The 21,108-nt window shown below is 51.9% G+C and carries 19 protein-coding genes; 10 read left to right on the top strand and 9 right to left on the bottom strand.

Translation table 11 applies throughout. From position 1 onward, the window contains the following. Window positions 1-9 precede the first annotated feature (9 nt). On the bottom strand, window positions 10-1,023 hold the full coding sequence (locus tag AC0YOB_RS08975; protein ID WP_475792547.1) for a zinc dependent phospholipase C family protein: 1,014 nt from the start codon (window positions 1,021-1,023) through the stop codon (window positions 10-12). Window positions 1,024-1,172: 149 nt separating this feature from the next. Here AC0YOB_RS08975 and AC0YOB_RS08980 point away from each other — a divergent pair, with 149 nt between their 5' ends. The 4 genes from AC0YOB_RS08980 to AC0YOB_RS08995 all read left to right on the top strand — a co-directional run bounded on the left by AC0YOB_RS08980 (window position 1,173) and on the right by AC0YOB_RS08995 (window position 5,046). Further along, window positions 1,173-1,634, top strand: a complete 462-nt coding sequence (locus tag AC0YOB_RS08980; RefSeq protein ID WP_210037186.1) for a chemotaxis protein CheX — start codon at window positions 1,173-1,175, stop codon at window positions 1,632-1,634. Window positions 1,635-1,755: 121 nt separating this feature from the next. Continuing rightward, window positions 1,756-2,529, top strand: coding sequence for an SDR family NAD(P)-dependent oxidoreductase (locus AC0YOB_RS08985; RefSeq protein ID WP_475792548.1), 774 nt, complete (start codon window positions 1,756-1,758; stop codon window positions 2,527-2,529). Window positions 2,530-2,558: 29 nt separating this feature from the next. Further along, window positions 2,559-4,286, top strand: coding sequence for a DEAD/DEAH box helicase (locus AC0YOB_RS08990; RefSeq protein WP_475792549.1), 1,728 nt, complete (start codon window positions 2,559-2,561; stop codon window positions 4,284-4,286). A gap of 226 nt (window positions 4,287-4,512) precedes the next feature. Beyond that, a complete protein-coding gene (locus tag AC0YOB_RS08995; RefSeq protein ID WP_475792550.1) occupies window positions 4,513-5,046 on the top strand; it encodes a DJ-1/PfpI/YhbO family deglycase/protease in 534 nt (177 codons plus the stop codon). Window positions 5,047-5,135: 89 nt separating this feature from the next. On the opposite strand, the gene AC0YOB_RS09000 is transcribed toward AC0YOB_RS08995, so the two are convergent. Then, window positions 5,136-5,939, bottom strand: coding sequence for an AraC family transcriptional regulator (locus AC0YOB_RS09000; RefSeq protein WP_475792551.1), 804 nt, complete (start codon window positions 5,937-5,939; stop codon window positions 5,136-5,138). A gap of 114 nt (window positions 5,940-6,053) precedes the next feature. Between AC0YOB_RS09000 and AC0YOB_RS09005 the strand changes: the two genes are divergently transcribed. Continuing rightward, window positions 6,054-6,827, top strand: coding sequence for a sugar phosphate isomerase/epimerase family protein (locus tag AC0YOB_RS09005; protein ID WP_210037190.1), 774 nt, complete (start codon window positions 6,054-6,056; stop codon window positions 6,825-6,827). Between the two features lie 47 nt (window positions 6,828-6,874). Beyond that, the gene (locus AC0YOB_RS09010) at window positions 6,875-7,894 is read left to right on the top strand and encodes a Gfo/Idh/MocA family protein (RefSeq protein ID WP_210037191.1); all 1,020 of its coding nucleotides are present in this window, start codon (window positions 6,875-6,877) and stop codon (window positions 7,892-7,894) included. A 607-nt stretch (window positions 7,895-8,501) separates the two neighbouring features. On the opposite strand, the gene dhaL is transcribed toward AC0YOB_RS09010, so the two are convergent. The 3 genes from dhaL to AC0YOB_RS09025 form a co-directional block, all read right to left on the bottom strand. Beyond that, window positions 8,502-9,146 (bottom strand): dihydroxyacetone kinase subunit DhaL, encoded by a 645-nt coding sequence (dhaL, locus tag AC0YOB_RS09015; protein ID WP_475792552.1) that lies wholly within the window; start codon window positions 9,144-9,146, stop codon window positions 8,502-8,504. A gap of 41 nt (window positions 9,147-9,187) precedes the next feature. Continuing rightward, complete coding sequence (locus AC0YOB_RS09020) at window positions 9,188-10,189, bottom strand: dihydroxyacetone kinase subunit DhaK (protein ID WP_475792988.1); 1,002 nt, start codon at window positions 10,187-10,189, stop codon at window positions 9,188-9,190. Between the two features lie 95 nt (window positions 10,190-10,284). Continuing rightward, the gene (locus tag AC0YOB_RS09025; RefSeq protein ID WP_475792553.1) at window positions 10,285-11,334 is read right to left on the bottom strand and encodes a LacI family DNA-binding transcriptional regulator; all 1,050 of its coding nucleotides are present in this window, start codon (window positions 11,332-11,334) and stop codon (window positions 10,285-10,287) included. 476 nt (window positions 11,335-11,810) lie between these two features. Between AC0YOB_RS09025 and AC0YOB_RS09030 the strand changes: the two genes are divergently transcribed. Then, window positions 11,811-12,734, top strand: coding sequence for an aldo/keto reductase (locus AC0YOB_RS09030; protein WP_475792554.1), 924 nt, complete (start codon window positions 11,811-11,813; stop codon window positions 12,732-12,734). A 329-nt stretch (window positions 12,735-13,063) separates the two neighbouring features. On the opposite strand, the gene AC0YOB_RS09035 is transcribed toward AC0YOB_RS09030, so the two are convergent. Both AC0YOB_RS09035 and AC0YOB_RS09040 read right to left on the bottom strand, forming a co-directional pair. After that, the gene (locus tag AC0YOB_RS09035; RefSeq protein ID WP_475792555.1) at window positions 13,064-13,651 is read right to left on the bottom strand and encodes an HAD family hydrolase; all 588 of its coding nucleotides are present in this window, start codon (window positions 13,649-13,651) and stop codon (window positions 13,064-13,066) included. A 238-nt stretch (window positions 13,652-13,889) separates the two neighbouring features. Beyond that, on the bottom strand, window positions 13,890-15,014 hold the full coding sequence (locus tag AC0YOB_RS09040; protein WP_475792556.1) for a GntR family transcriptional regulator: 1,125 nt from the start codon (window positions 15,012-15,014) through the stop codon (window positions 13,890-13,892). Between the two features lie 199 nt (window positions 15,015-15,213). On the opposite strand from AC0YOB_RS09040, the gene AC0YOB_RS09045 reads away from it, so the two are divergent. From AC0YOB_RS09045 to AC0YOB_RS09055, 3 genes are all read left to right on the top strand, one after another. Next, a complete protein-coding gene (locus AC0YOB_RS09045) occupies window positions 15,214-17,946 on the top strand; it encodes an alpha-mannosidase (RefSeq protein WP_475792557.1) in 2,733 nt (910 codons plus the stop codon). 153 nt (window positions 17,947-18,099) lie between these two features. Further along, a complete protein-coding gene (gene coaD, locus AC0YOB_RS09050; protein WP_210037198.1) occupies window positions 18,100-18,597 on the top strand; it encodes a pantetheine-phosphate adenylyltransferase in 498 nt (165 codons plus the stop codon). Then, window positions 18,594-19,328, top strand: a complete 735-nt coding sequence (locus AC0YOB_RS09055) for an MBL fold metallo-hydrolase (protein ID WP_475792558.1) — start codon at window positions 18,594-18,596, stop codon at window positions 19,326-19,328. Before coaD ends, AC0YOB_RS09055 begins: the two co-directional genes overlap by 4 nt. Before the next feature lie 79 nt (window positions 19,329-19,407). Here the strand turns inward: AC0YOB_RS09055 and AC0YOB_RS09060 are convergent, their stop codons facing one another. Continuing rightward, the gene (locus AC0YOB_RS09060; protein ID WP_475792559.1) at window positions 19,408-20,481 is read right to left on the bottom strand and encodes a phosphodiester glycosidase family protein; all 1,074 of its coding nucleotides are present in this window, start codon (window positions 20,479-20,481) and stop codon (window positions 19,408-19,410) included. Further along, on the bottom strand, window positions 20,478-20,903 hold the full coding sequence (locus AC0YOB_RS09065) for a hypothetical protein (protein ID WP_475792560.1): 426 nt from the start codon (window positions 20,901-20,903) through the stop codon (window positions 20,478-20,480). The genes AC0YOB_RS09060 and AC0YOB_RS09065 overlap by 4 nt, the downstream gene beginning before the upstream one ends. Window positions 20,904-21,108 lie beyond the last annotated feature (205 nt).

The following is a 21,108-nucleotide window of genomic DNA, read 5'->3' on the forward strand; positions in this document are numbered from 1 at the left end:
TATACGGGATCATGTCTTGCCGGCCTGTGATTCCGGCCATATTGGATCTGCGTGCAGGATGGAGGCGCCGCTGTCGCAGGGAAGTCCCGTTTCGTAGGAGCGGCTTCCGATGAGAGCGGCAGTTTCTTCGCGGAGCGGACAGGATTGGAACAACCCGTCGTCATGTTGAGGCTGCTTCGTCATCCGCTGAACCTCCCGCAGCCATTGGATAACAGTGGCTGTTATCTGCTTGGCCTCCTCCATGGCATGATCCCACATATCCCATATGCTGTCTGTATTCGTCCGATTGCCGTCGGTAGGATCCAGCCAGGGACGATGGGACTCGTTCAGGATATCAAGGGGAGGCAGGTTTCGTTTATAGACAAGGGGTTCAATCTTGCGGAAGGTAAGCATGGTGCGGATTCCGGTGGGATCATAGAAGAGACGCTGCGCACGAATCATGTCCCGCATCGCAGAAGTCCAGTTATGACGTCTGATATGCGGCGCAAGCTCCGGATAATGGACGGCGGCTACTTGTTCGAAGGCATCGACGATGACATCGGGCAGTTGGCCTTCATTGTTGATTTCCCGCCAAACGGGGGTATTCCATGTTTCAATGCCAAGGAGCTTGCGGACAATGAGCGTGTCCATCATGACCTCAAATCGCTGATGGTCCCACTTGCGGAAGCCGGAACGGCTGAATACATAGGGATGCATATTGCAGTCGAGAATATGATGCAGCACGAATCCCAGTGCATAGACCAGAGCATCATCATACCCGGCATCCTCTGCCGTTTGGGTGCTAACCGCATCAAGCAAATCCATGATAACCGGTCCGCAGTGGCGGTTATGCATTTCGTTGCCGAGCAGATTCATGAGTTTCTCCTGCTGCCAAGGAAGAAAATGATGGTAAAATAAGAAATCCGGTCCCTGGCAGCCCATATTGAACATCCGTTTCCGGGAAGGCGAGGCGATCAGCGCTTCTTCACCGATTGATTCCAATACTTTCTGCCCAAATATGAAATGCGTCCATACATTCGGCATAATATTCCTCCCTGGGACTATCGTTCGACAAAATATTACATAATTTATGAAAATGGGTATGGGAGTAGTATACTTGTCCTAATTAATTTAGTATAATACTAGATAAAGTAAGACAAATGAATCTAGTCGAAAAGGGGCGCTACTTCACGATGAAGGCTGAATATATTAATCCCTTCTTGGAATCCGCAATTATTGTCATCGAACAAGTTGCCCAGATCCGTCCTGCAGCCGGGCAGCTGGGGATTAAGGACGTTAAGTTCGTTGAGAATTACATCTGGATTCAAATCGGCCTTAATGGTCAAATGACAGGCGATATTGTATTCGGCTTAAGTGAAGAGGTTGCCATGAAAATGATCTCGGCGATGATGGGCGGCTATGTAATATCGGAAATTGACGAGATGGGCAAAAGCGCAATATCTGAGCTGGGCAACATGATAAGCGGCAATGCGAGCACCATGCTGTATAACCAGGGTGTCCGGGTGGATATTACCCCTCCTAAAGTCTTGCATTCGGCGCAGGCGGCTGGATTCAAGGCCCAGAAAGCTCTCACAATCCCTCTTATTATGGAAGGAATTGGCGAACTGGACATACAGGTCCTAATTGCATCGTAACATGTTTTAAGCTCCTGCGGGAGCTTTTTTGTTGCATAAATATATCAAAAGATCCAGATGCGACTTGTTTTTTTTGCCTAAATGCCCAGCTTGAAGTAAACTGAAGTTCGGGTGATGAACGTTGATTCGTAATAAGGTTGTTATAATTACCGGAGGAACAAGCGGTATAGGTGCTGAGACGGCTAAAAAGCTGGCTAAGCGCGGGGCGATTCCAGTTATAACCGGACGTCATGAAAGCCGTTTGAAGGAAACATCGGCCGCACTTGATGGCAGGCATGGATGCTACCGGATGGATGTTACGGATAATAATGAGATTCAGCAGGTCATCCGGCGTATATATGAGGAGTTTGGCACCATTGATGTGCTTCTTAACAATGCAGGCTTCGGCCTGTTCGAGACTTTCGCCGAAGCGGAAGTGGAGCGCTTCGAAAGCATGATGGATACCAATTATATGGGTACGGTAAGATGCGCAAAAGCTGTACTGCCCTATATGCGTCATCAGGGTTTTGGCCATATTATCAATGTGGCCTCCATGGCTGGTAAAATAAGCACGCCAAAAGCTTCGGGCTATGCGGCCACGAAGCATGCTGTGCTGGGGCTGACGAATGCTATGCGGGCTGAGCTGGCACCAATGGGCATTACGGTATCGGCCGTCAATCCCGGTCCGATCGACACGCCTTTTTTGCAGGCTGCTGATCCGGGAGGGACTTATTTCAACAACGTACGGCGCTTTATGATGACTCCGCAGCAGGTGGCAGATGCAATTGTAAAGATTATCGAGCGGAAGACGCTTGAAGTGGATTTGCCATTATCCGCTGCGATCGGTATCCGCTTGTACGGTTTGTTTCCGCGTCTGGCGGATCGTGTTGCCGGGCGCTGGCTCAACCGGAAATAGAAGTGCTTATTATAGAAGGAATGAGGGACATGATGAACGGAACATGGGAATCTTTTGAGCTGAATCCGCTGCTTGTGGCAGCGCTCGCAGCGAATCATATTGAATCACCGACGGCCGTGCAGGAAGCAGCTATTCCGCTGCTGCTTGAAGGCCGCGATGTATCGGCGAAGTCGCAAACGGGGACGGGAAAGACATTGGCCTATATGCTGCCTGCCCTGCAGCGGGTAGATACGGAAAATTCCGGCGTGCAGGTTATGGTGCTCGCGCCTACGCAGGAATTGGCCATGCAGATATTCCGGGTTGCAGAGCATTACGGGGAGCCGCTTGGCATCAAGGCACAGCAGCTCATTGGAGGCGCTGCGATGCAGCGTCAAGTGGACAAGCTCAGGCTGCATCCGCATATTGTCGTGGGTACGCCGGGCCGGATTCATGAAATTATGGCTGCAGGCAAGCTGAAGCTTCATAATATTAAATTGGTCGTGATCGATGAAGCGGATCAGGTGTTTAATCTGGGATCGACCAGAGAGGTAGAGACCCTTCTGAAGGCGATGAAGCGCGACCGGCAGATTGCGTTCTTCTCGGCAACGCGCCCGGTGGAGATGGAGAAGGTGGAAGCAAGATGGATGCGTGAGCCGGAGCGGGTTGATGCCACGGGAAACAGCCAGGCGCTTGAAAATGTAAACCATTATTTTCTTGTCTGCGACAAGAGGGACAAGGTAGACACGGCGAGACGTCTCATTCGCATGCTGGAGCCCAAAACAGCGCTTCTGTTCATTAATGAAACGGATGAAATTGCCAACTATGAGGCTAAATTCGGTTATGAAGGCTTCCAGATTGAAACGCTCTACGGAGATTCGGACAAGCAGCGGAGAGCCGGTACGCTACAGCGATTTCGCGAAGGCCGCATCCAGTTGATGCTGGCAACGGATATTGCGGCACGGGGACTTGATATTGTGGATTTGCCGCTCGTGGTTCATCTGGACCCTGCTCTTGATGCGGATCATTATGTTCACCGGTCCGGCCGGACAGGCCGGATGGGCAAGCCGGGAACTGTAGTATCCATTGTCACAACGCAGCAGCTGTTTATAATGGATAAGTTCCGCAAGCAGCTGGGCATTGATTTGCGGGAGAAGGTTATGTACCGCGGCAAGCTGGTCGACCTGGGAGACAATGGGGCAGTCCGCGGCAGCAAATCGTATGGCAGGCAGCTGGACGAAGCGGCTGCGGCCCAGAAGCGGGCAGGTCGCGAGCCCATGAAGAAAACGCTGCAAAGGGCTGGAGGCTCTGCCGATACAACAAAAGATAGCGCAAACGCACCGGAGAATGAGAGTCAGTCATCTGCGGACAAGCCGAAACAAGCTGTGAATGGGCATCAGCAGGAGCAGCTTGCTGCCACGGCGAGCTCTAGGCCGGCAGTGGAAAGTCTGCCCCGGATTGCATCGAGAAAGCCGCAGGCAGGTGGTGCAGAGCTGTCTCGCCGTGCAGTAAGTTCATCTTCGGATGGAGCAGCCGAGCTTGAGCCAAGAACGGACAGGGCATCAGCAGGAGCAGGCGAGCGAAAGCCGCTTGGCAGGCCTGCCAAGCCTTTATCTTCGAAGAACGCAGCAGCGAAGGGTAAAGGCGGCAAAAAGCAAGGCAAGGGAAAAGCGGAGAAAACCATTCAACCGGTCAAATCGAAGAAAGAGATTGAGCATGACCGCAAGAATAAAGGGGCTCCCAAGTGGCTGAAGGCGAAACGGGAAAACGGGCAAGCTTAAAATCAGAAAATAAGGGATACAAAAAAAGAGCAGCGTACGGACCGCTGCTCTTTTTTCTGCGGCCTACCGGGTGATCGAAATAGATGAAGTGATCATGTTGATTGCAACTAATGAGGCTGATTGCTGATTTGCAGACGAAGCGTCTCAGGTCTTCACATAGTGGGTAATAGACCATATGCCTGCTATTGCAGGTTCTTCTTATCACTCGAGAGGGGAAGTGGTCCTTATGATGGAGCATGCGAAGAGGGTAGCTTTCTTATTGGCTAATGACTTTGAAGATTCCGAGATGAAAAACCCTTATGAAGCTATAGTTAAAAATGGCCATGAAGCGGTCATCATCAGTCTGGAAAAAGGTGCGGAGCTGACCGGTAAAAACGGAACGGTCACCTACACGTCGCATCTGTCAGCAGATGAAGCCGATGCGGCTGATTATGATGCAGTCATCATACCGGGAGGCAAATCACCTTCCCATCTGATCGACAGCGAGCCGGTCATCGAGTTTATCAAGCAAATGGACAAAGACCACAAGGTCATTGCGGCGATTTGTCATGGCCCGCAGCTTCTGGTAAGGGCGAAGCTTCTGGAGGGCAGGAATATTACCGCCTATCCGGAGCTGCATGAAGAAATAAATGATGCAGGCGGCCGTTTTATTGACAACGCGGTGGTAGTGGATGAGAATCTGATTACCTCGCGAACGCCGGAGGATGAACCGTATTTTATTGAAGAAACCATCAAGATGCTGGGCGTCGCCGCATATTAAGGCGTCCCGGTTTTAAAAAAAGCGCTGATCTCTCCATCCGGGGAGGTCAGCGCTTTTGTTGCGCAAGCGTGCTTCTGCCAAGGCCGGGGCTAGATCTGCTGCTCTCTATATACTGCTGGTGACATGCCAAACTGTCGGCGGAAAATACGATAAAAATAGGAGTAGCTGCCGAATCCGCAGGTCTCGGCAATTTGTTCGAGCGGCATGGTGCTGAATTTCATCCGCTCCATCGCCATGGATAAGCGTACATCCTGGGTATACTGAATAATGGTAACGCCGAAGCATTCCTTGAATAAATGAACCGTGCGGGAAACGCTAAGCCCGACATGGCTGGCGACATCCTGAATAAGAAAAGGCCCACCGGCCTGTTCGTCGATGAAATTTTTCATGCGTGTGGCGATAAAGGATTTGCCGTGAAGCACGGACTGTGTGGCGACGGCGCGGTCCAGCCCCAGGCATAAGGAGCGCAGCAAATAATCGGCCATTTCCCGGTCTTCCTGCTCAAACCGCCGCTTCTCAAGGACAAGCGCCCTCCATATGGACAACAGCCGCTCATCGGAAACGATTTTCGTCTTCTGCGGGCGTTCCTTCCTGGCCCACCATTCGTCCAGCCACGGTCCGTTGCAAATGACGAAATAATCGCCGCTTGACGCCTGCGGTTTATCGGCTTCGGTTGTTTGGCTTCCGGCCACGATGTTAAGCTCATAGGGATCTCCGGGCTTGAACAGCAGCAGATCACCGGCCTCAATCCGCTCCATACGGCCATTTACCAGCGCCTCGCAGGAGCCTTCAGTCTGAAGGCGGAACAGATAGGTGGTCAGGCCTTCGGAATATTCGACCTGGAACGGATGCGAATGATAGGAATAGCTGCAAAGCATCACATCATTATACATAACGGCTAACCTCATTTAGTAGCATTATTGTTCATGTCATAAGTATATTCTACATCTCCTTGCGGAAGCTTTTCCACTATAATGATTGTCAGATCGGTAAACAGAAGAAGGAGGATGGCAAATATGAAAATCGGCTTGCAATTATATACGCTGCGCGACGTTATGGCTTCGGATTTTAACGGAACGCTGCGTCAGGTTGCCGAAATGGGATATGAAGGCGTAGAATTCGCCGGTTATGGAGGCGCTTCCGCCGAAGATATGCGCGATCTGCTGAAGGAGCTGGGCATTGAGGCTTTCGGAAGTCATGTCAGCCTGCAGCGTCTGACGGAGAATCTGGAAGAAGAAATAGCTTTTTTGAAAACAGTGGGGGCAAGCTATGTAATTTGTCCATACCTTTCGGCGGATCTGCTTAGCGGCGGCGAAGCGTTCTGGCAGGATCTGTTCAAGAAGTTTGCCGCTATCGGCAAGCGTTTGAAAGAGGAAGGCCTGGAATTTGCTTATCATAATCATGATTTTGAATTCGCCAGCAAAATCGATGGCGAGTTCGTGTTCGATGCCATGTACAGCCATGTTGATGCCGATCTGCTGAAGGTCGAGATGGATATCGGCTGGGTGCAGTATGCGAAGCAGGACCCGCTTGCTTATATCGCGAAGTACAAAGGCAGACTGCCGCTCCTGCACTTGAAGGATTTCCGCAAGAGTGAAGGCAAGTCGATTGACACCGTCGAGCTGGGACAAGGCGATCTGGCCCTTAACGACATCATCGCAGCAGCCAAGCAGGCTGATGTGGAATGGCTTATAGTCGAGCAGGACACTTGTGCGAACCCGCCGCTGGAATCGGTGCAAACCAGCATGAACTGGTTGAAGGAAAACGGTTATAAAGCGTAAGCCCAAATAAACATTCACATTCATGAAAGAGGAGAGTTGTTCATATTATGAGTAAAATCAGAGTGGCAGTCGTTGGCTGCGGATCTATCGCCGAGAAAAGGCATATCATCGAATATGCGCCAAACCCGAATGTGGAGCTTGTTGCATTCTGTGATCCCGTAACGGAGCGTGCGCAGAAATATGCCGACCAATACGGCGCCAAAGCGTTTGCCAACTATGAGGACATGCTTGCCGAGATCAAACCGGACGCAGTAAGCGTTTGTACGCCTAACTACCTGCATGCCACAGTAGCAATTGCGGCGGCCAATGCCGGCGCTCACGTACTGGTTGAGAAGCCGATGGCTGTCACCGACGAGGAAGCTGCAGCAATGATTGATGCAGCCAGCCAAAATAACGTGTTTTTGATGGTGGGACATAATCAACGGTTGATGCCGCCACATGTGAAAGCGAAGGAACTGCTGGAGACTGCAGGACTCGGACGCGTTTTGACTTTCCGCACCTCGTTCGGACATCCTGGACCGGAATTCTGGAGCATCGACGGCCCCGGCAGCTGGTTCTTCCGCAAGGAAGAGGCCATTATGGGCGCGATGGGCGATCTTGGCGTGCACAAGTCTGACCTGATCCGCTATTTGCTGGACGACGAGGTCGCTCAGGTGACCGCGTTCATCGGAACCCTGGACAAGAAGAATACGAAAGTGGATGACAACGCCACGGTGCTGCTTCGTATGAAAAGCGGCGCAATCGGTACGCTGGTTGCCAGCTGGACGTACTATAAAGGCGAAGACAACAGCACGGTGCTGTGGTGCGAGAATGGCGTTATCAAGATCGGAACCGACCCAGAGGATCAAATTATTCTGGAGCTGCGGGACGGCACGGTTGAGCGTTATAAAGTCGGCGCGATCTCGACGAATGAAAAGCAGGAGACAAGCGGAGTTATCGAGGCTTTCGTTGAAAGCATCGTGACGAATACGCCGCCGGTAATCTCCGGTGAAGAAGGCCGCAAGTCGCTGGCTGTCATTTTGGCCGCTTTTGAGTCGCAAGCCAATGGTACGGTGGTCAGTTTGTAGGTTTTACTTTTTAACAGCTTGATTTCAAGTGCAAGGGATTAAGGATAAGGGACTTATGCGTAAAAGCTAAGAGCAAAAGCTAAGAACAAAAGCTAAGAGCAAAAGCTAAGAGCAAAAGCTAAGAGCAAAAGCTAAGAGCAAAAGCTAAGAACAAAAGCTAAGAACAAAAGCTAAGAACAAAAGCCATGAACGAAGCTAAGAGCAAAGGCACGCTGCGCGTTCGGATCATTCTTACGATCGCTGTTGTCCCCGGATTTCCTGATTGTATAAAACACTCAGCTGTAGAAATCCGGAGACAAAGGCGACCACTATCGTTTCTCCAGAACGATTCCGCCCGCTCCGCGCTAAATATACTGCAAGTGCCAAGTGCCAAGTGCAAGTGCCAAGTGCAAGTGCAAGTGCAAGTGCAAGGGCAAGGGCAAGGGCAAGTGCCAATTGCAAAAGCATAAAACCTGCAACTTTTTTTTGGGGTTGCAGATGAGCCAGGCTCCGGTTATTTATCGGAGCCCGGCTTTTTTTTGACTTTTTGAAGTTATCACACACTTTCTTGTGGAGCAGAAGAAAGCCCCCGTATTTGGACGAGGGCCGGATTTTTCATATGATTGGCTTAAGCGAGGGATTGGATATAGTTATCGAAACCTTTGAAGAAGAGGGAGCCTACTGTTGCTCCTGGGTCCTGGTGACCGATCGAGCGTTCGAGATAACGCCCTGCTCTGCCGTGCCGGGATTGCATGTCGATGGTCGCCTGCGTTCCCTTTGCGGCAGCTTCATAGGCTGAACTGATGGCTTCCTTCAGCGATTTTCCATCCCGCTGGGCCGACTCAATCGCTTCCACCGCTGGAAAGATCGAATCCAGAATGGTTTTATCGCCTACTTTGGCTTTGCCGCGTTCCATCAAGCCCTCCGCCATCGCCCGGGTCAGGGTTGAGAGATCCTCGACACTCAATTCCGTTTTGCCTTGGACGGCTTTGCCACCGCGAATCAGCGCAGTGGCCATTAAGGTCCCCATCGTCGAGGCAACGGTTTCACCCATGACCATGGCGCTTCTCATCAACAGTACACCTGCATTCTCCTCCTGGATGTTGGGCAGGTTATCAACGACCGCCCGGAATCCTTTGGACATGGTGAGCCCGATATCCCCGTCTCCCAGCGCGCCGTCAAGTTTGCATAAGTATTCTTTGTTTTCGTCCATCAATTTGCCAATTTCCCGCAATATATTGCGGATGTCTTCCAAATTCAGTGTGTTTTTCATGAGATTTTCCTCCTTGAATCATAAAAGGGCAGGCGAATCATTTAATTTTGAATGCGGAACGGTGTGGTGAACGGGAATTTGAGCAGCTCGCGGAATTCATCATCGACGCGCAAAATCGATAGGGACATCCCTGCCATCTCCAGAGAGGTGGCATATTCGCCAATATATTGGCTGTAGATCGTAATATCTCTTTGCTTCAACAATTGATGAACGGCCCGGTAGACAATATACAATTCCTCGAGGGGAGTGGCGCCCAGACCGTTGATGAGAACGGAAACGCTGCCGCCTTTTTCAACCGGCATATCGTCCAGGATGGAGGCTACAAGGGTCTCCGCCACGGAATCGGCCGTTCTCATCTCACCGCGGTGAATGCCCGGCTCGCCATGGATTCCCATACCGATTTCCATTTCTCCGTCCCCAATTTCAAAAGTGGGACGGCCTACCGCCGGCAGGATGCACGGCGTCATGGCAACGCCCATCGTTCGCACATTGTCGTTGGCCTTCTCGGCAACCCGTTTGACCTCCTCCAGGCTGCCGCCCAGCTCTGCTTTGGCTGCTGCCAGCTTGTACAGATAGAACATCCCGGCAACGCCGCGGCGCTGTTCTTCATGCCCCTTCGGCATCGACGCCACATCATCCGTAGCGACGACCCGCTCAACCTGAATGCCCTCAAGATCCGCCAATTCCATAGCCATATCAAAATTCATGACATCGCCGCCGTAGTTGCCGTAGATATAGAGAACACCTTTTCCGCCGTTAATTGCACGGGTGACATCAAGCATTTGCTGCGAGCTCGGTGAGGCGAAAATATCGCCGACTGCAACGCCGTCGAGCATTCCTTTGCCGACGTAACCGAGAAACAGGGGCAAATGTCCGGAGCCGCCGCCTGTCGCAATCCCTACTTTGCCTTCGACCGGAGCTTCAGCCCGGACAAGAGCGCGGTTGTCGCTGCGGACACTCCTCAACTGGTCGGAATGGGCCAGCAGCAGCCCTTCCAGCATCTCCACCGCCACGTTCTCAGGGTCGTTGATCAATTTTTTCATGACTGCTTTTTGTTCGCTCATGAATATAACCTCCGTTTATTTAGTCAATGAAACGTTTCACTGGATTTATAAAAAAACTTCCGGAGCTCTCTTCATCAGGAGTGACTATGAGAACCGCAGGAAGTTCCAATGAACAGCCGGGGCGCTACGATAAATTCCTTCGGTTGGTTATAGCGCATTTTATTTTCGATTCGTTCAAAAAGAACTTCGGCAGCGATTTTGCCGACCTCGTAGAAGTCTTCCTTGGCTGCCGTTAAAGTCGGTCTGAGAATCCCGTAGGGATCAATATCGCCAAAGCCTGCGACCGCAACGTCCCCGGGCACTTTAATATCCATGCTCCATAAGGCTTGAATTGTACCGGCCAGCGACAGCCGATTCGTGGCATAGATGCCCTCCGGAAGACCGGAACTCCCCAGATGACTGCTCACTGCACCGGAAATAGATTCAATGTCCGTGCCTGCCTCAAGGAATATCTGCAATTCCGGGTCAAGACCCAGCTGCCCGATCGCTTGGCGGATGCCTTGGTGCCGCTCATGTTCCACATGGTCCTGAAGCGGCCCATGGATGAACAGCAGACGGCGGCAGCCATGGATGTACAGATGCTGCACAAGCGAGAAGGAAGAATGGATATTCTCATGGATAACGGAATAAAACCGGTTGTACTTCACTTTCCGTTCCACGGTCATGATGGGAATGGAGCTTGGCAGCTGGAGCTCATCCAGTTCGGCTCCCGTGGGAATCGCGATGATTCCATCGACCCTTTTTTCCTGAAGCCACTGGAACGCTTTCATCTCTTGTTCAGAATCATTATTGTGGGAGCAAATAATAAGATTGTAGCTTTTATTTCTGGCCACGTCCTCGATTGACTTCATCATCTTCGTGATGGAAGGATTGGAAATGTCGTCGACGATGAGACCCAGCAGATGCGTTTTGGACTGCTTCAAGCTTCTGGCGACGGCATTGGGCTGATAGTTGAGCAGAGTTATGGCAAGCAGAACCCGTTCTCTGATTTTGTCGCTTACATAACCCGACTTGTTAATGAGTTTGGATACAGTTCCGACAGAAACGCCCGCCGCCGCCGCTACATCTTTAATCGTTGCGGATATAAGCCACCATTCCCTCTTCTCAAAACATTTATAAAGCAAGCCTAGAGGGATTTCTCCCGGTCAGAAAAGCGTTAGAAACGTGCAGAAGATCGCAGTCCGAAAAGCCGGGACCCGGAATCATCATAAAATGAAACGTTTCACTCGTTAAATATAATGGATGTAATGCGAGGGAGTCAACAGCAAATTGTTATCGTTTTCGGCCTCCGTCATGGAACGATGCAACGCACCGGCAGCTTCGATAATATAAGAAAGTGTTAACTTAGCCCTGAAGCTTTCGCTTGACTGGAGCATCGGGACGGGTTTGGTTCACATGGATAACATGGAGGTAAGTAAGGCAACTTCTTTTCAGTTCTTGTAATCGCTTACCCGCTTTTCTATAATTAAAAATATGATTTGTTTATCCGTCAAGAAGCAGCGGCTAACGCCGTCCTCTGGGGGGCAACAACTTTCTTCCCTCAGAATATAAGCAAATGGTTTTATACTTTCTTATATTTTAAATAAAGGAGATGATGTTCTTGAAGTACAGGACGCTCGGAAAAACGGAGCTTAAGGTATCGGTCGTTGGCGTGGGAACCTGGCAGTTCGGAGGCGCATGGGGTAAGGACTTTACCCAGGACGAGGTGGATGCCATTCTGGACAAAGCCCAGGAGGTCGGCATCAATCTGCTCGATACGGCGGAATGCTACGGGCATCATCTGTCGGAGAGCTTCATCGGCAATTACGTGGAACGCAGAGGCAGCCGCGATAAGTGGATTATTGCGACCAAGTTCGGGCACAGCGCTCTGGATAAAAATAATTCCTCCTACTGGGCGGCCGATGAAGTCCGCACTCAGCTGGAGGAATCCCTGAAGTCGCTGCGGACCGACTATATCGATCTGTACCAGTTCCACTCGGGACCGGATTCGGTGTTCGACAACGACGAGCTGTGGACGATGCTGGACAAGCAGGTGCAGGCCGGCAAAATACGCAACCTTGGCATCTCGATCGGCAGCAACGATAATTTGCACCAGACGGCCGCAGCCTCGAAGGTCAACGCAAAAGCCATCCAGGTGGTCTATAATCGTCTGGATACGACTCCGGAGAATCGTGTATTCCCTGCCTGTATCGAGCAAGATCTGGGCGTACTTGCGCGGGTTCCGCTCGCAAGCGGTTATCTGAGCGGCAAATACAAGCCGGGAGCCTTATTTGCAGCTAACGACGTGCGCTCGAACCATGACAAGGAGCTAACCGCGACCAGGCTGCGCCGGGTGGAGGAAATCAGCAGAACAGAGGTTCCCGCAAACGTCAATATGGCGGAATGGGCCTTGGCCTGGTGTCTGAAGCATCCGGCCGTGACTTGCGTTATCCCCGGATGCAAAAGTCCTGAGCAGGTGGAGACCAACGCCAGAGCGGCAAGCCTTGATCTGGTCGCCGATAATCATCCGCAGAGCGTGAGCTAATGCGTTGACTGGTCTTAAACGAGAAAGCCCGACACCGATTATTCATCGGGGCCGGGCTTTTTGCCCTTATAAATGCCGGTAAGGTCTGGATGAAAAAAACTGCTGTGCCGCCAGAGAACATCAGGTTTCCTCCCGAACTGTCAGAGAATGTATCTTATCCTTTTTCTGATAGTTTTATGGTAAGAAACTAACTGTGCCGCCAAGATGGCTTCAGTCGATTCTTCTTAACTTAATCTGATGGGATGTATTTGTTTCACTCCTGTAAATTTCTATAAGTTCCAAGGAAACGAACTGCACCGGCAAGGGGACGACGACAGCCGTTTCTCTTGTTAGGGCAAAAGGAGGGGGATGACCTGGCGTGCCCAGCTCCCGCTGTGATCTGCCCGGAGCGCCTGCCAGCCCATGGCCAAGGCCTGCTGCAGGTTGTCCTGCTGATCATCGACATAAAGCGCCGGACTGCCGGGCGTCAGATGAGAGGCGGCTTGCGCAAAGATGGCGGGACCCGGCTTGGAGGAGCCGAATTCGCTTGATATCGTCAGGCTCGTCAGACAATACCTGACATGTGAGAGAACTGGCAGCAGCCATTCAGCCCGATGATTGCTGAGCAGATGAATATCGAAGAATTTACTCCAATACGGTATCAGCTGCAAGGCGGGCAAGGGCTGTAAATTCGCGATGAGGAGCTCACGCGCCCGATCCTCCCGCAGAGCGGGAAATTGAACCTGCAGCCAGTTCCAAAAAAAAGCTTCCTCAGCTTTTCCATTCCATAAATCCTCACGCATACTCCGCTTATAGCTCTCAACCAGCTGATCGTGAGAGACTGCTGCTTCAGCGGCCAACTGCTGCCATAACAAGGGGGAAAGATTAGTAACAAGTACGCCTCCCGCATCCAGAATAAGCTGAGGTCTTGCCGGCATAGCCTGGCTCCTTTCTAAGTCCGTCGTACCGCGAGAAGCTCTCTCGCCTGCGCAGTACGGCGCAGTATTTAAGATGGTCGACTTTAATAGACCGGTGATGAACGGGCTATGCATGCGCAGCCTGGTTTTTTCACCAGGCTTTTAAATAATCGAAAGCTTGTATTTTTCCCTGGTTGTATAATAGGCCGCATGTACGACAATATCCCGTAAGGAACAAGATAGTTGAGCCTATCTCATGCTATTCCTGTTCTTCTGCACAAGCCCTGGTCGATTCACGGACAATCAGTTCGGCAGGAAGCACGATTTTGCGCCGCTCCTGCATGGGATTGGCCATCACGGACAGCAGCAGCCGGGCTGCTTCCTGGCCGATCAGCTTGTCCTGCTGGATGACCACAGTAGGGGGAACAGACCACATGTCGCCATACTCCACATCATCGAAGAAGGCTAGGGATAACTGCTCCGGTATTGCGATACCCAGTCTGGCGGCCGTTCTCATCACCTCATAGCCGGTCCCGGAATTCTCGGCGAAGATGGCCGTCGTCTCCCGATGCGTATCCAGGAAGGCTTCGATCCCGGCCGCAGCCGCTCCTGTTAACCGGTGGCTGTGAGGGGAGGGCAGCCCGTTATCGAACAGGGCCTTCTCATATCCGTTCATCCGCTCCTCTACGCTCGTCGTCCCGCTTTTTCCGGTTGCGATATAAGCGATGCGGCGATGCCCCATACGAATAAGATGCATTGTCGCTTCATAGGCACCTCCGCTGTGGTCGGAGTATACGCAATTTGCGGCGATTCCCGGCATGTCACGGTCGATCAGGACAAGGGGAAAACGCGACAAGGTCAGCTGAACCAGCTCCTCGTTATAATGCTCGCCGTCCACCGGGAAGACGATCAGGCCTTTTACGCCCAGCCGTACCGCCTGCCGAATCCGTTCTCTCTCCGTTTCCTGGGAGTCATTCGTTTTGAAAAACAGCAGGTTGTAACCCGCTTGTACGAGCACCTCCTCGATCCCGCCAAGGATATGGGCAGTAAAGGCGTTCTGCAAACGGGGCATCAAATAGGCGATCGTTTTTCGGGTACCGGCAGGTGCGTCAGCATCGCTGCCTTCACCGGTATAAATCGGCTTTTCCCCGATACCAGGGGCGGACAGAAAGGTTCCCTTCCCTTGAATGCGGTAAATCAAGCCTTCCTTGACAAGCTGTTGGAGCGCATTTTTGACGGTAATACGGCTCACATTAAACGTGGCGGCCAGCTCATGCTCCGTCGGCAGCCGGTCGTCCTTGTTCCAGACCCCCAGCCGGATCTGCTCCAGAACGAAGGAACGAAGCTGAATATATAAAGGGATGCGTTTTTCGGATTGGGTCAAGCGATTCATCTCCAGCCTGAATTTATATAACAAATATACAAGTATACACGGTGTTTGTAAATGTTTAAAAATCCGTTTCAAAGCTATACTGCGCAAGGAAAATAAAACGATTGACGAGGAAATAACAGAGTGATAAGTTAGATTAGAATCAATAGACCATTTATTATTTGTATATTTGTTATATAAAAGGAGAGTGTATATGTCTGATTCTGCTAAAACGGTTCATGTAATCTCCCATTCCCATTGGGACCGCGAATGGTATATGCCTTATGAGAAGCATCACGTGCGCTTGATCGAGCTGATGGATACGCTGCTGGAACTGATGGAGAGAGATCCCGAATTCCGCAGCTTTCATCTGGATGGGCAGACGATAATTCTTGAGGATTATTTGCAGGTCAGGCCGGAAATGAAGGAACGGCTGGAGCATTTTATCCGCAATGGTCAAATCCAGATCGGTCCCTGGTATATTCTTCAGGATGAATTCCTGACCAGCAGCGAGGCGAATATCCGTAATCTGCTGATTGGTCTTCAGGATGCCAGCCTGTATGACAAGGTATCCAAGGTCGGCTATTTTCCCGATTCGTTCGGCAATATGGGGCAGGCTCCGCAAATTCTTCGCCAGGCGGGAATTGATACCGCGATATTCGGCAGGGGCGTGAAGCCGACCGGCTTCAATAATGAATCCTCGGGCAGCTACTCCTCGACGTTCTCGGAAATGCACTGGGAATCGCCGGACGGCTCGAAGGTGCTCGGTATTTTATTTGCCAACTGGTATCATAACGGCATGGAAATCCCTACGGATCCCGAAGAAGCGGAGCTCTATTGGAAAAGAAAGCTGAACGACGCGGAGCAATTCGCATCAACCCCGCATTTGCTGTTCATGAACGGCTGCGACCATCAGCCCGTGCAGACGGACCTGTCTGCGGCACTGAACACGGCACGCAGAATTCAGCCTGATGTGAACTTTGTCCACTCCAACTTCGATGACTATATCGCCAGTGTCAAAGCTGCGATTCCGGATGACCTGGCCGTTATTCAGGGCGAGCTGCGGAGCCAGCAGACTGATGGCTGGTTTACGCTTGCGAATACCGCATCCGCCCGCGTTTATATCAAGCAGGAGAACCAGCGCGGCCAGACGATGCTGGAGAAGGTGGCGGAACCGCTGGCTGCGCTCGCCGCGCTGACCGGCAAGCCTTACCCGCATCATCTGTTCACTTATGCGTGGAAGACTTTGATGCAGAATCACCCGCATGACAGTATCTGCGGCTGCAGCGTCGATGAAGTGCACCGCGAGATGATGACCCGGTTCGCCAAGAGCTACCGGGTGGCGGAGGAAATCGCCGAGGAAAGCATGAAGGCGATTATTTCCGGGATTAATACGGCGGATGCCTTTGACGGCAAGGACGCGGTTCCTTTTGTGCTGTTCAATACGACCGGCTGGCAGCGGAGCGGCGTCGTTCATACCAAAGTCGATATTCAGCGGCTGCCAATGGGCTCGAAGGACAGAGAAGCTCTGATCGATGAATTGAAGCGGATAAATTTGAACGATTACAAGGTCATTGATGGTAAAGGACTTTCCGTACCTGCCAGCATCGAGGATTTGGGCGTCACCTTCGGCTATGATTTGCCCAAGGATAAGTTCCGCCAGCCCTACATGGCCCGCTCGGTGCGGATTACGCTTCATGCAGATGCCGTGCCGGCGCTCGGATACCGTACCTATGCGCTCGCTTATGCGCAAGGTGGAGCAGGGTCCGCGGGTTCTTCTGCGGCTGCCGAAGCCGGAGCGGAAGACTCGCGCACGATGGAAAATGAATTTCTGGCCGCGAGCATTCAAGAAGACGGCACCCTTCATGTTGTCGACAAGCGCAATGGACGTGTGTATAAGGATTTGGGCGCTTTCGACAACACGGGAGATATCGGCAATGAATATATTTACAAGCAGCCCGAGGGCGAACAGACGCTGACTACCTTCGGCCATCCGGCTGTGATCTCGCTTCATGAGAAAACGGAATTTCACACCAGCTACGAAATTGTTCATGAATGGGAAATTCCGGCGGGAGCGGATGAGAGACTGGCTCAGGAAATGGCTGAATTCGTTCCTTTTCTGCAGCGCAAGGCACAGCGCTCTGACAAGACGGTTATCCTGCGATTGAGCACGCTGGTTACGCTGGAGCAGGGTAATCCTTTTGTCCGCTTCCATACGCGCTTTGACAATCAGGCTACGGACCACCGTCTGCGTGTATTGTTCCCTTCTGATGTTGATGCGTCCGTTCACCAGGTTGACTCCATCTTCGAAGTGGCTGTCCGCGAGCTTCAGCCGGCAGAGGAATGGCTCAATCCAAGCAATGCCCAGCATCAGCAGGCGTTCGTGAACGTAAGCGACGGGAATGGCGGCATAACCGTTGCCAATCTGGGTCTGAACGAATACGAAGTTCTGCGCGACGGACGCAATACGATCGCTGTTACCCTGCTGCGCGCCGTTGGCGAGCTGGGGGATTGGGGGGTGTTCCCGACGCCGGAAGCGCAGTGTATCGGCGAGCATTCCGCCGAGTATCTGTTCATCCCCCATGAAGGCGGAGAGGGACGAGAGAAATCCTTTGCGATGGCCTATCAGGAGCAGGTGCCGTGGATGTCGGTTCAGACTGCACAGCAGGAGGGAACATTGCCTGCGGAACACCAGTTTGTGGAATGGTCAGGGGCGAATATGGCGCTGTCGACGGTGAAGATTGCCAAAGCGACGGGCGATCTGATTCTGCGCTGGTTTAATACGACGAATCAGCCGACCGAACTCTCATGGAGCAGCAGCCAGGCTGCCCGCTGGTATAAAAGCAATGTGATTGAAGAGGCGGTAGAGCCTCTGCCGGAAAGCGGGAGCCCGCTTCCGGTCGGCCGGGCGGAAATCGTAACGGTAGGCGGATCATTGAACGGATAATAGACGCAGTATAGGCTGCTAATAGAGGCTGTCGGGGCCGCATTCATGAAATGCGGGCCTGGCGGCCTCTTGGTTGTTGCTTGTTCTAATGTTACAATGCAAGGAGAATCGGCTGTCGCCGCTCTAGGCGGCGCAGGTAAAGGGAGAATGATCATGAAGGCTGTCTACGCAGGGAGCTTTGATCCTATTACACTTGGGCATGTATCTGTCATTGAACGTGCGTTTAAACTATTCAAAACGATACATATCGTAGTCGCGAACAACCGCTCGAAGAGTCATTTGTTCTCCCTGGAGCAGCGGACGGAGCTCGTGCAAAGCTCCATTCCGGAGTCGTATGCGGCACGGACGGTCATTGCCCCTTACGAAGGGATTGTGGCCGATTATATCAATGCCCACGGAATCGGCGCGGTGATCAGGGGAATCCGCAACGCAACGGATCTGGAGTACGAGCTCCAGCTGGAGCAGTATATCCGCAATACGACGGAAGCGGAAACGGTCTATTTATCCCCTTATACGCAGCATATGCAGACCAACAGCTCACTTGTCCGGATGTTTTTTCAATCGGGCAAGCATGAGCTCGCAAGCAACTATATGGCGCAGGATGCTTACAATCTCGCATTGCTTTATGAATTGGGAGGGAAAAGAAAATGAAAATAACGGTACTTGGACCTTGGGGCGCGTACCCCAAAGCCGGAGAAGCGACAGCCGGTTATTTGCTGGAACATGAGGGGCATTCCCTTCTGATTGACTGCGGCAGCGGCGTACTGGCGCAGGTGCAGCGTTATATCCCGCTGAACAGGCTGGATGCGGTTATAATCTCGCATAAGCATCACGATCATGTTGCCGATTTGGGCTGCTTGCAGTATGCCTGCCTGATCGATACCGATCTGGGCAACCGGAGCAAGCCGCTGCCTGTTTATTTTGCCGCGGAGGCGGATAAGGACCTGACTTATCCACCGATGATGGGCACGGAGATCCACCGGATCGAAGCGGGAGAGAAGCTGAGCTTGCTCGGACTTGATTTCACCTTCTTCAAAACCTTTCATGAGGCTTATTGTGTGGGCATGATTATCAATATTGGGGACCGCAAGCTGGTGTATACCGCGGATACCTATTATGATGAATCGTTGATCGCGCATTGTGCGGAGGCCGATGTGCTGATCGCGGAAACCTCCTTCCACAAGGAGATCGCAGACGCCCGTAAATACGGCCATATGAACAGCGAAGAGGTCGGAAGACTGGCCAATCAGGCGCGTGTCAAAAGCATTGTTCTGACTCATCTGCCGCATTTTGGGCCTATCGATCAGCTTGCCGCGGAGGTTGCCGAGAACTATGAAGGACCGATCGGGACAGCCTTCTGCGGCATGGAGATTCTATTGTAAAATTCATAGATTCGTTAAGCCAATGATCATAGAGAAGCCCCGGTCGCATCGCGCCGGGGCTTCTAGGCTATTGCTTCTTTTATTCGAAAAACAGGAAGTTCGTCGGGAGCGCCCGCAGTGCCCCATCCGAAGGATGGTTCACTACTCTGCCGTTGAAGACCAGCGAGGAAGAACCGCCGCCGTCCAGATTATATCCGTCAATGGCGCCGAAACGGGACAGCAGAATTTGCATCTCCGCAAGCGTCGCACCCGAGCTGCCATTCTCATTGCGGCCATCGACGACGAGGAAGAGCAGCTGATTATCCTTATAATTGGCGATGGCCGTGCGGGGAGCGCGCAGCGGACTGCTTTTCCATTTGTCCGGGATTGTCTGCGTAATCCCGTTCTTCAGCAGCACAGGCACGAAAGAGGCGCCGAACTTCGGCTTCTCCTTGTCGAGCTGCGATTTATCCGCGTATTTGCCGCCGATCAGCTCCATTTGTTCGTTCAGGCCAACGAAGAACAAGTCCTTGTAGGTCGGCTGGAATCCGCTCAGATACTCTCCGTTGATGACCGTTGTGCTTAGCGGATAGCGTTTGCCCCGGTCGTCCGCAAAGCCGCCTGCATTTACGCCGGCAACCGCCTTATAGCGCCTGACCGCAGACAGGGTGGTTTCAGCGCTGCCATACTTGTCCTGACCGAGCACCATCTTCATGCCTTTGTCCGTCTTGAGCTTGACCTTAAGCGCATAGCCGCTGAAATTCTGCGCATGCACGGCGAACAGCTGGGCCTGCAAATTATCGGATTGGATGGTTTGCATCGGAGTGCCGATTTTTCTTGTAATGCGTCTATCATATATTTTAGCCGGACGGCCCACCTGGGCGGATGCCGTCTTGACGATGCTGTTCATGCTCGCATTGGTAGCTTGATAAAGCGCGATTGATTTTTTCAGCGTTTGGGCCGTCGCAGTGGCTGTCTTCTTGGCTAGATCCAGATCGCCCAGAAGCTGGCCGGTCTGCTTCGTAATCGCGGGAACGGCTGCGGAATCCTTGGGATAAGCGGTGCCGGGCAGCGAAATCGACATATTGGAATACAGCAGCCATATAAAAAGGCCGATAAAAGGCGCGCATGTCAGCAGACAGAAACGGTTGAATTGTTTAATGGTCATGGTCATTTCAAGACATCCAGACTTTTTTTCAGCTCGTCCAGCTCTTTCTTGACCTCGCTCATTTGCGTATACAGCTTGTTGCTGTTATCCGTCTTGTTGCTGGCATTATCCTTGGTGAATTCCAGAAGCTCGTTAAGGGCGTCCACTTTGCCTTGAACCTTGGTGATTTGACCGGAGAAATCCGTCTGAAGCTGCTTAATCCGGTTCTGGTAATCGGTCTGCATGGCGGAGATTTGCCGGGCGGTCTGCTGGCTGATCTCCAGGGTCATCTGTTCTTTGATCTGGTCGGTATACCAGACGGCTCCGGTGACGCCGCCGGCTATCAGGATGATCCATACCGATACAAAAAGCAGAAATGTCGATCTTCTTTTGCGCGGTACCGACTGCTCTTGCCGGTTGTATGTAGTTGTCTGGATGTCGGTATTCATTACATCAATCTCCTCTTAATCTTCTTTCCATAGAATAGAGACGCTGGCAGGGCAGGGAAAAGTTGCATGTTTTTTTGAAAGGCGTTAGCGGATTCTTCTTACGAATCTATATTTTAGCATAAAAAAGATAGCAGGGCAGGGAAGCGGGACCGTTTTTCGGATGATTTAACAAAAACGTCATAAAAGAGTAAGAGAAAGGGAGCTT

The sequence above is a fragment of the Paenibacillus sp. JT31N17 genome (genome assembly GCF_056269255.1).

Coding starts and splice junctions, on each gene's coding strand:
- AC0YOB_RS08995 (WP_475792550.1), top strand. CDS start 4,513: ATGATGGAGCATGCGAAGAGGGTAGCTTTCTTATTGGCTAATGACTTT.
- AC0YOB_RS08990 (WP_475792549.1), top strand. CDS start 2,559: ATGATGAACGGAACATGGGAATCTTTTGAGCTGAATCCGCTGCTTGTG.
- AC0YOB_RS09005 (WP_210037190.1), top strand. CDS start 6,054: ATGGCAAATATGAAAATCGGCTTGCAATTATATACGCTGCGCGACGTT.
- AC0YOB_RS09045 (WP_475792557.1), top strand. CDS start 15,214: ATGTCTGATTCTGCTAAAACGGTTCATGTAATCTCCCATTCCCATTGG.
- coaD (WP_210037198.1), top strand. CDS start 18,100: ATGAAGGCTGTCTACGCAGGGAGCTTTGATCCTATTACACTTGGGCAT.
- AC0YOB_RS09035 (WP_475792555.1), bottom strand. CDS start 13,651: ATGCCGGCAAGACCTCAGCTTATTCTGGATGCGGGAGGCGTACTTGTT.
- AC0YOB_RS09010 (WP_210037191.1), top strand. CDS start 6,875: ATGAGTAAAATCAGAGTGGCAGTCGTTGGCTGCGGATCTATCGCCGAG.
- AC0YOB_RS09065 (WP_475792560.1), bottom strand. CDS start 20,903: ATGAATACCGACATCCAGACAACTACATACAACCGGCAAGAGCAGTCG.
- AC0YOB_RS09055 (WP_475792558.1), top strand. CDS start 18,594: ATGAAAATAACGGTACTTGGACCTTGGGGCGCGTACCCCAAAGCCGGA.
- AC0YOB_RS09020 (WP_475792988.1), bottom strand. CDS start 10,189: ATGAAAAAATTGATCAACGACCCTGAGAACGTGGCGGTGGAGATGCTG.
- dhaL (WP_475792552.1), bottom strand. CDS start 9,146: ATGAAAAACACACTGAATTTGGAAGACATCCGCAATATATTGCGGGAA.
- AC0YOB_RS09000 (WP_475792551.1), bottom strand. CDS start 5,939: ATGTATAATGATGTGATGCTTTGCAGCTATTCCTATCATTCGCATCCG.
- AC0YOB_RS08975 (WP_475792547.1), bottom strand. CDS start 1,023: ATGCCGAATGTATGGACGCATTTCATATTTGGGCAGAAAGTATTGGAA.
- AC0YOB_RS08980 (WP_210037186.1), top strand. CDS start 1,173: ATGAAGGCTGAATATATTAATCCCTTCTTGGAATCCGCAATTATTGTC.
- AC0YOB_RS09060 (WP_475792559.1), bottom strand. CDS start 20,481: ATGACCATGACCATTAAACAATTCAACCGTTTCTGTCTGCTGACATGC.